Annotated in this window: 12 protein-coding genes; 4 read left to right on the forward strand and 8 right to left on the reverse strand. The window is 36.9% G+C overall.

Going from position 1 to position 10697, the window contains the following annotated elements:
- Positions 1 to 31: 31 nt before the first annotated feature.
- Together CCAL5182_RS00825 and CCAL5182_RS00830 are read right to left on the reverse strand one after the other, a co-directional pair.
- Positions 32 to 490, reverse strand: coding sequence for a peptidylprolyl isomerase (locus CCAL5182_RS00825; RefSeq protein ID WP_394352344.1), 459 nt, complete (start codon positions 488 to 490; stop codon positions 32 to 34).
- Between the two features lie 53 nt (positions 491 to 543).
- Entirely contained in the window at positions 544 to 1251 is a 708-nt protein-coding gene (locus tag CCAL5182_RS00830; RefSeq protein WP_336610016.1) for a YebC/PmpR family DNA-binding transcriptional regulator, read from the reverse strand.
- 119 nt (positions 1252 to 1370) lie between these two features.
- On the opposite strand from CCAL5182_RS00830, the gene CCAL5182_RS00835 reads away from it, so the two are divergent.
- The 4 genes from CCAL5182_RS00835 to CCAL5182_RS00850 are packed head-to-tail and all read left to right on the forward strand — an operon-like array spanning position 1371 to position 4850.
- Entirely contained in the window at positions 1371 to 1925 is a 555-nt protein-coding gene (locus CCAL5182_RS00835) for a GNAT family N-acetyltransferase (protein WP_336610075.1), read from the forward strand.
- Positions 1922 to 2125, forward strand: a complete 204-nt coding sequence (locus CCAL5182_RS00840) for a heavy-metal-associated domain-containing protein (protein WP_336610017.1) — start codon at positions 1922 to 1924, stop codon at positions 2123 to 2125. The genes CCAL5182_RS00835 and CCAL5182_RS00840 overlap by 4 nt, the downstream gene beginning before the upstream one ends.
- The gene (locus tag CCAL5182_RS00845) at positions 2125 to 4299 is read left to right on the forward strand and encodes a heavy metal translocating P-type ATPase (protein WP_336610018.1); all 2175 of its coding nucleotides are present in this window, start codon (positions 2125 to 2127) and stop codon (positions 4297 to 4299) included. The genes CCAL5182_RS00840 and CCAL5182_RS00845 overlap by 1 nt, the downstream gene beginning before the upstream one ends.
- Before the next feature lie 2 nt (positions 4300 to 4301).
- On the forward strand, positions 4302 to 4850 hold the full coding sequence (locus tag CCAL5182_RS00850) for a hypothetical protein (protein ID WP_336610019.1): 549 nt from the start codon (positions 4302 to 4304) through the stop codon (positions 4848 to 4850).
- Positions 4851 to 5264: 414 nt separating this feature from the next.
- Here the strand turns inward: CCAL5182_RS00850 and CCAL5182_RS00855 are convergent, their stop codons facing one another.
- The 6 genes from CCAL5182_RS00855 to mscL form a co-directional block, all read right to left on the reverse strand.
- Positions 5265 to 6071: a phosphatidylserine decarboxylase gene (locus tag CCAL5182_RS00855; protein WP_169936190.1), complete on the reverse strand. Its 807-nt coding sequence runs from the start codon at positions 6069 to 6071 to the stop codon at positions 5265 to 5267.
- Between the two features lie 69 nt (positions 6072 to 6140).
- A complete protein-coding gene (locus CCAL5182_RS00860) occupies positions 6141 to 7256 on the reverse strand; it encodes a metallophosphoesterase (RefSeq protein ID WP_336610020.1) in 1116 nt (371 codons plus the stop codon).
- Positions 7257 to 7368: 112 nt separating this feature from the next.
- Entirely contained in the window at positions 7369 to 8733 is a 1365-nt protein-coding gene (locus CCAL5182_RS00865; RefSeq protein ID WP_336610021.1) for a multiheme c-type cytochrome, read from the reverse strand.
- Between the two features lie 11 nt (positions 8734 to 8744).
- Complete coding sequence (locus CCAL5182_RS00870) at positions 8745 to 9311, reverse strand: cytochrome c3 family protein (protein ID WP_169972075.1); 567 nt, start codon at positions 9309 to 9311, stop codon at positions 8745 to 8747.
- Positions 9312 to 9444: 133 nt separating this feature from the next.
- Positions 9445 to 10083 (reverse strand): Crp/Fnr family transcriptional regulator, encoded by a 639-nt coding sequence (locus tag CCAL5182_RS00875; protein ID WP_336610022.1) that lies wholly within the window; start codon positions 10081 to 10083, stop codon positions 9445 to 9447.
- Between the two features lie 91 nt (positions 10084 to 10174).
- Positions 10175 to 10573, reverse strand: coding sequence for a large-conductance mechanosensitive channel protein MscL (gene mscL, locus CCAL5182_RS00880; protein WP_169936199.1), 399 nt, complete (start codon positions 10571 to 10573; stop codon positions 10175 to 10177).
- Positions 10574 to 10697 lie beyond the last annotated feature (124 nt).

Here is a 10697-nt window from a genome sequence, read left to right on the forward strand (position 1 = left end):
TTTTGCTTGTGTTGTTGTCAAGGCTTATCCTTTAGAGGTTTTCTTTAACACTAGCCGAATTTATCTTATCTCCCGCTCTTATGCTATCAAGCACTTTTAAGCTCTCATCGTCTACACATTTGCCAAACACGGTATGCACGCCGTCAAGGTGTGGCTGTGCGCTGTGGCAGATAAAAAATTGACTTCCGCCCGTATCACGTCCGGCATGAGCCATACTAAGACTTCCGCGTTCATGGCGCACATTTTGATCGTCACATTCGCATATTATTCTCCAGCCTGGACCGCCGGTGCCTGTGCCGTGAGGGCATCCTCCTTGGATAACGAAATTTGGTATAACACGGTGGAAATTTAGCCCATTATAAAAGCCGCTTTTTATGAGCTCAACAAAATTTGCCACTGTTTGAGGCGCTTCATCTGCAAAAAGTTCAAGTTTTATCTCTCCCTTGTCTGTGTCTAAAATTGCAAATTTAGCCTTACTTAATTCATCCATGTTTGGTTCGTAAATTTTTAATTCGTCAAAACGCATATTTTTCCTTTTTAAATTTATTCTATATTTGTATAAACAGCTTGAACGTCATCATCATCTTCTAACTTATCAAGAAGTTTTTCTACTTCAGACATCTCTTCTTCGTTTAAAGATATGCTTGATGTAGGGATGTATTCAAGTCTTGCTTTTTTAACTTCAAGCCCCAGCTTTTCTATACCTTCGCTAAGTGTACCAAAGCTTGTATAGTCGCCGTAGACATAAAGTGACTCACCTTCAAGTTCTATCTCTTCAAGCCCAAAATCAATCAACTCAAGCTCAAGCTCTTCGATATCTTTGGTAGGTTTTTCAAGCTCAAAAACGCTCTTTCTTGAAAACATAAAACTAAGACTTCCGCTTGGTAAAATTTCACCTCCGTTCTTGTGAAATATCGCTTTGACGTTTGCCACGGTTCGTGTCGGGTTATCCGTAGCGCACTCTACGATGATTTGTGTTCCATGTGCTGCTTTTCCGTCGTAAAATATAGTTTTGATATCTGTGCTATCTTTTCCGTTTGCGCGTTTTATAGCAGCGTCTATGTTGTCTTTTGGCATATTCTCGGCTTTTGCCGCAGAGATAGCCGCACGAAGTTTTGGGTTCATATCAGGGTCTATTCCGCCCTCTTTAGCTGCGATAGTGATAGCTTTGGCAAGTTTTGGAAAAACTTTGCTCATTTTATCCCAGCGTGCTTCTTTGGCGGCTCTTCTGTATTCAAATGCTCGTCCCATAAGTTTCCTTTGCGAATATTTAAAATAAAAAGCCATATTATACAAAAGGCTTACTTAAAAAGAGTGAGATTTATGCGGTGTTTGCAAAAAATTTAAGCTAAAAAGCTTATAATTTGCGAATGATTTTTAAAGCCAAAAAAGAAGAAGCAAGCAGATGTATAGCCTTACTTAGGCTTGCTATGGAGGATGCCGCTTATTATCTTGCGGGGACCGACAATGACTTGCTTTGCGATGAAATTTTAGTTAAATTTTTTCAAAGTGAAGTAAACAGAGTAAGTTATAATAATGTCTATGTTTTTAAAATTTCAGACGAAATCGTAGGTGCGATTTGTGTGTATTTTGGCGGTGATTTAGAGTCGCTGGATGCTCAAATTTTAAAAAACTATAGCAACAAAAATAGTAAATTTACTCTTGCTAACGAATGCGAAGAGGATGAGTTTTATATCGACAGTATCGCCGTTAGCAAAGAATTTAGAGGGCAGGGCATCGCCACAAAGCTCATAGAATATGTTTGCAAGGTTGCAAAAGAGAGAAATTTTAGTAAAATTTCACTCATTGTTGATGAAGATAAGCCAAAAACACTGCTGTTTTATGAGAGTTTGGGTTTTAAATTTAATAAGAAAAAGATGATTTACGGTCATGAGTACAACCATTTGATTAAGGAGATAATATGAGAAAATTTAAAGTTGAAAACGTTCATTGTTCTAATTGTGCAAATACTATAAAAAATGCACTAGAGGATGATTTTGGAGTGATTGAAGTTGATTTAAGCGTTGAGCCTAGAGTGGTTAGTCTTGAAATTTCAGATGAAAAAGTTGCAAATTTTAAATCGGAAATGAGCGATTTGGGATTTGGTGTTATAGAAGAAATTTAATGCAAAAAATTAAGCTAAATATAGCAGGAATGACTTGCGTAAATTGCTCAAATGCAATTGAAAGAGTTGCTAAAAAGATCGAAGGAGTAAGCTTTGCAAAGGTAAATTTTGCAAATGGCTTGGGTGAATTTGAAGTATCAAACGCCCAGGTGCAGACCCTACTTGAAAACAAGATAAAAAAATTAGGATACGACATCGCTTTTGGCGCTGATGAATTTGAGCAAAAACGAAAGCGCCATATAGCCTCTTTGCGAGACCGTTTTATAGCAGCCATAGTTATAAGCGCCGTCATTATGGTGCTTGAAATGTTTGGTGAGACTAGTTTTATTATAAATTTAGCCATGATCTTGCTTGCGTTATTTGTTCTTTGCTTTAGCGGACGAGGCTTTTACGTCCATGCTTGGGGTGCCGTGAGAAATAAAAATTACGACATGAACGTCCTTGTGGCACTTGGCACGGCAAGCGCATTTTTGTATTCGTTATTTGTATTTTTATTTCCAGACTTTCTACCTAGCGATCTTAGAAACATGTATGTTTCAGGCTCTGCTATGATAATCTCTTTTGTGCTTTTGGGTAAGTATTTAGAGGAGCGTTCAAAGGCAAAAGCGGGGGATTATCTAAAAACATTGCTTAAAATTTCACCAAAAATCGCACTTGTGATAAAGCCTGACGGTCAAAATATACAAGTTGATATAAATGAGCTAAATATCGGCGATATCGTAGTCGTTAAAAGCGGATATAACATCCCGTGTGACGGTGTTATCGTGCAAGGCGGAGCCGAGATAGACACCTCGATGTTAACAGGAGAGAGCTTGCCTGTTTATAGGGCGGTTGGCGATAATGTATTTGCCGGGACGTTAAATACAAACGGTTATCTTAGTATAAAAACCGCCAAAAAACCTACTCAAACGCTTCTTTCGCAGATCGTAGCTCTTTTAAGCGATGCAAGCACTAAAAAAATGCCTATTTCCAGACTTGCAGATCGTGTGGCAAATATTTTCGTGCCAAGCGTTATTTTGATCTCTATTGCTACATTTTTAGTTTGGTATCTAGTTGGTAAAAATTTTGATTACGCTATCTCAAATGCGATTTGTGTGCTGATCATCTCTTGTCCTTGCGCCCTTGGGCTTGCTACTCCTATAGGGATAATATCTGCATTAGCACGTGGTGCAAAGGGTGGAATTTTGATTAAAAATCCAGAAGTATTAGAGATTATCAAAGATGTAAAATTTGCTGTTTTTGATAAAACAGGAACGCTTAGCAAGGGTAAAATTGCCGTTAAAAAGCACTCTTTAAGCGAGCATCATCTATCTCTTGTAGCTTGCGTGGAAAATTTAAGCGAACACCTTATTTCAAAGGCTGTAGTTGAATACGCAAAACAAAATAATATCAAAATAAAAAAACTTACCGGAAATTTTAAAACCATAGTAGGTCACGGTGTGGCATACTATGATGATGAAAATTCGGTCATCGTAGGCAACGAAAAACTTTTAAGAGGTGAAGGTATAGAGATAGATGCGCAGCAAAGAGCCGAGATGGCTGAGATCGTAAAAGACGGAAGCGGAATTATACTTGTTGCGATAGATCAAAAATTTGCAGGCTTTATAACTCTTGGCGATGAGCTAAGAGACGAGAGTGTGCATGTTATCTCGACACTAAAAGAACACGGCATAAAAACCGTAATGCTCTCTGGTGATAATGAGAGCGTGGTTAGTGCATCAGCTCTTGCACTTGGTGTTGATGAGTATTATGCAAATGCGCTTCCAAGCGATAAATTTGAGCTTATATCACAGCTTGGAAAGCAAGGCAGGGTTATCTTTGTCGGAGATGGTATAAACGACTCTCCGTCACTAAAACAAGCTGATGTAGGCATAGCGATGAACTCCGGCTCTGATATAGCAAAAGGCGCAGGAGATATCGTGCTTGTTAAAAATGACTTAAGAAGCGTTTTGCATGTTATAGAGCTTGGTAAAAGCACGATGAGAACGATAAAAGAAAATTTATTTTGGGCTTTTGTGTACAATATCATTTGTATCCCAATCGCTGCCGGTGTGCTTTATCCTGTATTTGGACTACTTTTAAATCCAATATACGGCGCCATAGCTATGTGTTTTAGTTCGGTTACGGTTGTGTTAAATTCAATTAGACTTAGATTTTTAAAATTCAGAGGTTAAATGTGAGAGTTGGTGAAATTTATGGTGTTTTAGCTATCGCGTTGGCTAATCATTTTAACAAAATTTTAGATGTAACGCAGTTTATGCAGATAAAAAAGTCAAAAACTTGGCTCGTGCAAAATGATACGCAGGCTTCTCGTGCAGGATCGGCACTTTATAGCGAATTTTTACAAAATGAAAGTAGCGCGGCGCTTTGTGATGATTTTGTTATTTTAGAGCCGTATTTTAAGGCGCGATATTATTTTAACGCAGCTGATGAGGATCTGTCTAAATTTTATAAAAGCATAAATTTTACTCCTAAAATGGGTGAAGTAGATAGTATATCAAACCAGCTTGTTTTTATCGCTGCTGTGCTAAAAAACGAACTAAACGAAAACTTGGAGAAAATTTTAAAAGTGTTTTTAACCGGCTTTTTCTTACCTTATGCTACGGCCCTAAGCCAAGACATAAAAGCTAAAGCGCAGAGTAAATTTTATGGTGCGATGGGATATTTTTTAGAGGACTTTTGTAAAAATTTACAAGATATTTTTGGTATAAAACAAAGAGCATAAAGGTAGCTTCTTGCTTTTATGCCGTGCTAAATTTTCATGCTTTGCATAAGCTTGGCTGTAGGCTTATGCTCTTATTATATTTGATTGAGCTGCATTTAGATATATAAGCTTTTGTGTTGATGTTTTATCTTTTTATGTGCAAGTTGTGCTATTTGTTTTCTTATCTTATTTAGCTTCTGTTGTAGCTTTTGTAACTGCTTTTTATATCGTCTGTGTCAGTGCTTAAACTGTTGGTTTTGGTTGTTTGATTTGTTTTTAGTGCGATAGTGCTTTTAAATTTTGGATTATGAATTTGGTTTGAATTTTTAATGCTTTGTGGTTTTAGGTTTTAAGACGAATGTCGTTTAGATCACTTATCTGCGTTTTATGCCTTTGCTTTTAGCGGTATTGCAATCTAAATCGACATATTTTAATTTACTTGATTATACCTATACTATCTCCAAATTTTAGCTCTTTTTCTTCAAATAAATTATACTCTATCGCGTCTTTTTCACCAATAATCAAGATGGTTGAACCAAGCTCGAAATTTCCAAGCCTTTCGCCTTTTTTAACATATAAATTTTCATAACCGTAAATTTGTGTAAAGTCCGCCTTGGCATTTGTTTGTATACGCTCATCAAAGCTAAATTTCATCTTGCCGACATTTAGTGCACCTACAAATACAAGCCATAAAATTTTATTATCTCGTATTTTGCATTTTAAGGCAACGCGTTCGTTTTTGGCATAAAGTTCGTCTACTTTTTTTAGCCAGCTTCTAGCCACGCTATAAAGCTTACCCGGGATATATGTGGCTGATAAAATTTGCATATCACAAGGAGCGTGATAATGGTGATAGTCGCGTGGGCTAAGGTAGATGTTTGCAAAGTCATACTGGAGACTTAGCTCTTTGTTGCTTATGGCTGTTCCAAGAAGCTCTTTTAGGCTGTATTTCATACCTTTAACGCTAAATGCCATGCCCTGGCTTGTGCTTCCCGAGCTTAAACATGTGCCGTCGCAAGGACTTATGAAGATTTGTTCGTCTTCGTCAAATTTACGAGGCAAAAGTAGTGAACGCGTGAAAAGTTCGTTTAGGCTATTGTATTTTTCAGGTTTTTCAAATTCACTCATGTTAATGTTAAAAAATTTAACGTATTGGTTGTTTATGAAATTTTGTATAAATTTCGGTAGCTTTAAGCCGCCTATTATGCCAAATATTTTGGAAAAATTCTTATCAAAGTTCATCATCGTCTCCGAATTTAAATTTAAGCTTTTTATTTTATCATTTCGTTCTTAAACCAAAGCCTTAAGGATCTACAAGTCGGGCTTTAAGTCAAGAACCGCGATCTCGCTTTGAGCAAATATTCTAACAGGCGGACCCCAAAAGCCGGCTCCCGAGCTAACATAAACTTGCATTTTGTCATTATGCGTGTATAGCCCGTGCAGATAGCCTTGATCGATAAGCACAAGGGCTTGAAAAGGAAAAATTTGCCCTGCGTGCGTGTGCCCGCAAAGCACTAGATCAACATCTTGCGCCATTGTTTTTATAAATTTTGGCTGGTGTGAGAGTAGGACGGTTGGTAAATTTTTATCCGTGCCCTCTAGCGCCTTGTCTAAATCAGGCTCCAAATGTTTAAACCTAAAACCTGCTATATCATAAACACCGGCTAAATTTATCCCATCTATTTTGATGTTTGCGTTGCCTAAAATTTTAACTCCTGTTTGACTTATCTTTGCTAAAATTCCATCTATCCCGTGATAATACTCGTGATTTCCAGGGACATAAAAGATACCATGTTTTGACTTTATGTCCTTTAATGGATCTAAAAAGTCTCCGATGTGCTCGCTGCTAAAATCTATCATATCACCAACTATCACGACAAGATCTGGTTTTGTGCTGTTTATCTGATAAACAAGCGATGCTAAAAATTCTTTCTGTAAAAATTCTCCTATATGAACATCTGTAATCATAGCTATACGCATAGGCTCTTTTAAATTTTTAAGCTTTATTTGTGTGTGACGTATCACAGGTGGAGTTAGGGCGTTAAACATGCCTTTAAAAAAGTAGCTAAAAAGCAGTATGAAAAATGTTAAATCAAAGCAAAGCTTTATAAATTTGCGCCTATTTGAGTCAAATTTTGTTTTTTTAAACAGCACTCTTAGAATATCGTAGATAACGCTTACGGCAAACAAAAATAGCGAAAATCCTATAAGAGTTCCTGTAAAAATATACATTTCAATGTTAAAGAAATGAAATATAATTTGTAAAACAAAGCCAAATTCAAGTATCGAAATAACATAAAAAAAGATACGAATATAACGCAAGTAAGGCCTTAAAAAGCCGATATTTTTTACAAAACGTTTGTAAGAGTATAAATTTATAAGTGCGGAGAAAATAATACCGCCGATAATAATACGCAATAAACCCATTTGTTTTCCAGAAGTTAAATTTAAATGAAAGATTACATAAGAAAAATATGAATAAAAATTAGATGAAATTTAAAAAGGGCGGAAAGTTCCGCCCTGTTACTAGAAGAGTATCTTAATGAACCTTGCCGGTTTCGATTCTCTCTTTGTAGATTTTGCGAAGTTTTCTGATGTCGTTTTTGACCTCAAATACACCATGCCAGTGAGCATAGTCAGGCGCATTCATCGCAGCACCTTGTCTCATACGACGACCTTCGTGATGCCATAGGTGATAGAACACATCTTGGAATTCATCAGCCCACATATCATCAAGCAATAAATTTTTAGCTTTTAGATCGTCAAGCATTTTCTTGGCTTCATCGTAGTATACGTTGTAAAGTTGGATATGCTTATCAGCCATAATAAAGAAGTTCTCTGTATTATGTGTTGTATGGCAAGCTTTACATACTTGTTTCATTTCGGCTCTTGCAGCCTCAGGACCCTCAGGGTGTCCGGCAAGTGGTGTTCCTACGTTTATTTTGCCTGTTTTTTCAAATGTCTCTACAGCTTTATCGTATCCGCCTGTTCTTAGCTCTGTTCTTGGAGCCCATAAGTTCCATTTTAGACGTTTAGAAACGTTGTGAGTCATGCTTGTTTCGCCTACGCCGCTCATGTGGCAAGCCGCACAAGTTGGAGCTCTAAAGTCAGGTACGTCCCAAGTATCAGGAGCTGCGTCGTATTTCCATGTATGACCCTCTGCGTTATAGATATGACCGTGTTTTGAGTTGTTAAAAATCTCAATATCCGGATGATCAGGTCCAAGGTGGCAAGATGCACAAGCCGCAGGTTTTCTGGCTTCAGCTATGCTAAATTTATGCATAGTATGGCAAGATTTACAACCGCCTACGCTTCCGTCAGGATATACGTTTGCTATACCGTAGTTAGGGTATGTTTCAGGTGTTGGCTTGTGGTTAGCATCAAGTTTGATGATAGAGCCGTGGCATTGCGCACAACCTGTAATATCCGGAGACATTTTGAACTCAGGATGATCGGCACCCTCGTAGTGATACATTAGTTTAACCATTGCAGGGTTGGCATACATCTGCATACCGCCTCTAGCGTGGCCACTTTGAGTATACTCTTTGTATGCGTCTTCGTGGCATTTAGCACAGGTTTTCGGGCTAACTAGCATAGAAACGTGTGTATCTGAACCTTTTGGGTGAACCTCTACAGAAGCCATTGGGTTGTCAGCGTTTACAGCGTGGCAGTCCATACAGCTAACACCAACGTGGGCGTGGCGACTTTCTTTCCAGTCAGCAACGATACCGGGTGTTTTTTCTGCGTGGCATTCAACACAGGCTTTTGACTCTTTAGTCATTTTGTGATTTACCTTGATATTTTTAACAAGGTTTATCTTGACGTCAGAGCTTTGATTCGCATCAGTGTTTGCAAAAGCAACAGATGCGACAAAGGCTAGTAATATAGCGACTTTTTTAAACATCTCTTTCCTCCTTATTTGGTTTTATCTTCTAATTTTTTTGCTTCAAATTTATCAATGTGAAAGCCTAAATTTTTATGTCCTACATTTTTATGGCAATCAACACAGCTTTTTTCGGCTTTGTTTCCGAGTACAAAATAATCGCGGTGTGGTAAAAATGATGGACCTGAGGTTATAACATCTTTTAGGTTAGAGTGACAGGTTAAACAACCACTGTCGTATGTAAAATGCGAAGCGTGTTCGCGTTTTTTACGCCAGTCGATCTTGTCTGTATCTGTAAAAAACGTTTTATATCCGTCATTGATCGAGACTTTGATTTTTGTTAAGACATAGGTATAAGCACTTGTGTGGTCAAGGTGACAGGCTGAACATTCAGCTTTTATGCCAAGTTTGTTATTTCCCCCGTGTACGTCTTCATGATATGCGGCATTCATAGGATCCATAGTGTGACACATAGTGCAAACAAAGCCGCTTCCGGTTGCGTGTAGTGCATCGGAAATTCCCATCGAGGCTATAAGACCTACGACTATACCGATAACAACCGAAGACCAAACAAAAAATTTCTTTTTAACGTTTGCCAAAATATCCTCCTAGCTTTTATTAATAAACTCATTTAATTTGTTTAAGTTTTTAATAAATTTTAAATGGATATTATCATAAATTAAATAAAAAACTCTTGATGTAGATCAATTAATATTTATTTGATATTAACTATCAGAACGAATAAATCTCCGTTAGCTTATCTACATTTTTCTCGAGTATTTCGTTCTTTTCGCTAAGTTTTATTATCTCCAATGTTTTAAATTTATTTAAAATTCTTGAGAACGTTTCCGGGGTTATGTTTAAGATGGATGCGATTTTTGTATGTTTTAATTCATTAAATAAATCTTCGTGCATCAGTATAAATTTAGCAACCTTTGCCTCAGAGTTTAAAATTAACTCTTGATGGAGTAAATTACTTGTGATCCTTAGCTTTTCGGACATTGATTTTATTAAATTCATGCAAATTTTTGGATCATTTAAAAATTTGGCTTTAAATTTTTCGTAATCTATCTTTAAAACTTCGCCAGATACCACAAATATCGCACTTGCAGGATACGGTATATTTTCAAAATTTACCATCTCCGCAACAAAATTCATAGGTGGCAGTTGATGAAGAAAAATTTCTTTTCCGTTTTGTGTCGTTTTGTAAAGTTTTATTGAACCGCTAAGTAGATATATGAGCCATTTTGGCTCCTCGCCTTCGATAAATAAAAATTCGCCTTTTTTATATTTTTTGACTAAAGTTATCTCCTCAAGCTCTTCTAGTTGCTCTTTGCTTAGGTTTTTAAATATGGAAATTTTATCTAGCACCTTATCTCTCCGAAATTTATTTTGAGGATATTTTAGTGATTTAAACTTAATGAGAGTGAAATTTTGAAGAGACTAAGCTCTTCAAAAGGGATTATTTTTTAAGTAGGTCGCGAATTTGTGTTAAAAGTTCGATGTCGGCAGGCACGCTAGCAGGAGCTTCTGGCGCCGGCTCTTCTTTGCGTTTTAGCGAATTTAAAGCTTTAATAGCACAAAAAATACAAAATGCAATGATCAAGAAATCAACCGCAGTTTGGATAAAATTTCCGTAGTTTATCGTGACCGCAGGCGCTTGATCAACCGCTTCTTTTAGTGTGATTTTAAAGTCTGTAAAATTTACTCCCCCAGTTAAAACGCCTACAACAGGCATGATAACATCACTAACTAATGACGAAACGATCTTTCCAAACGCTCCGCCGATGACAACACCGACTGCCATATCGATGACGTTTCCACGCATCGCGAATTCTTTAAATTCCTTAATGAAACTCATCTTTGTCTCCTTTGTTTTTTAAGAATTAGGGATTGTATTTAAAATTTACTTTATAACGTCTAAAAGAAAAAATCTAACTTTAAATTTATTAAGCAGATGATATAATCTCCGTTATAAATTTAAT

Origin of the sequence: Campylobacter sp. 7477a (assembly GCF_014892335.1) — a bacterium.
GTDB classification, from domain to species: Bacteria; Campylobacterota; Campylobacteria; order Campylobacterales; family Campylobacteraceae; genus Campylobacter_A; species Campylobacter_A californiensis.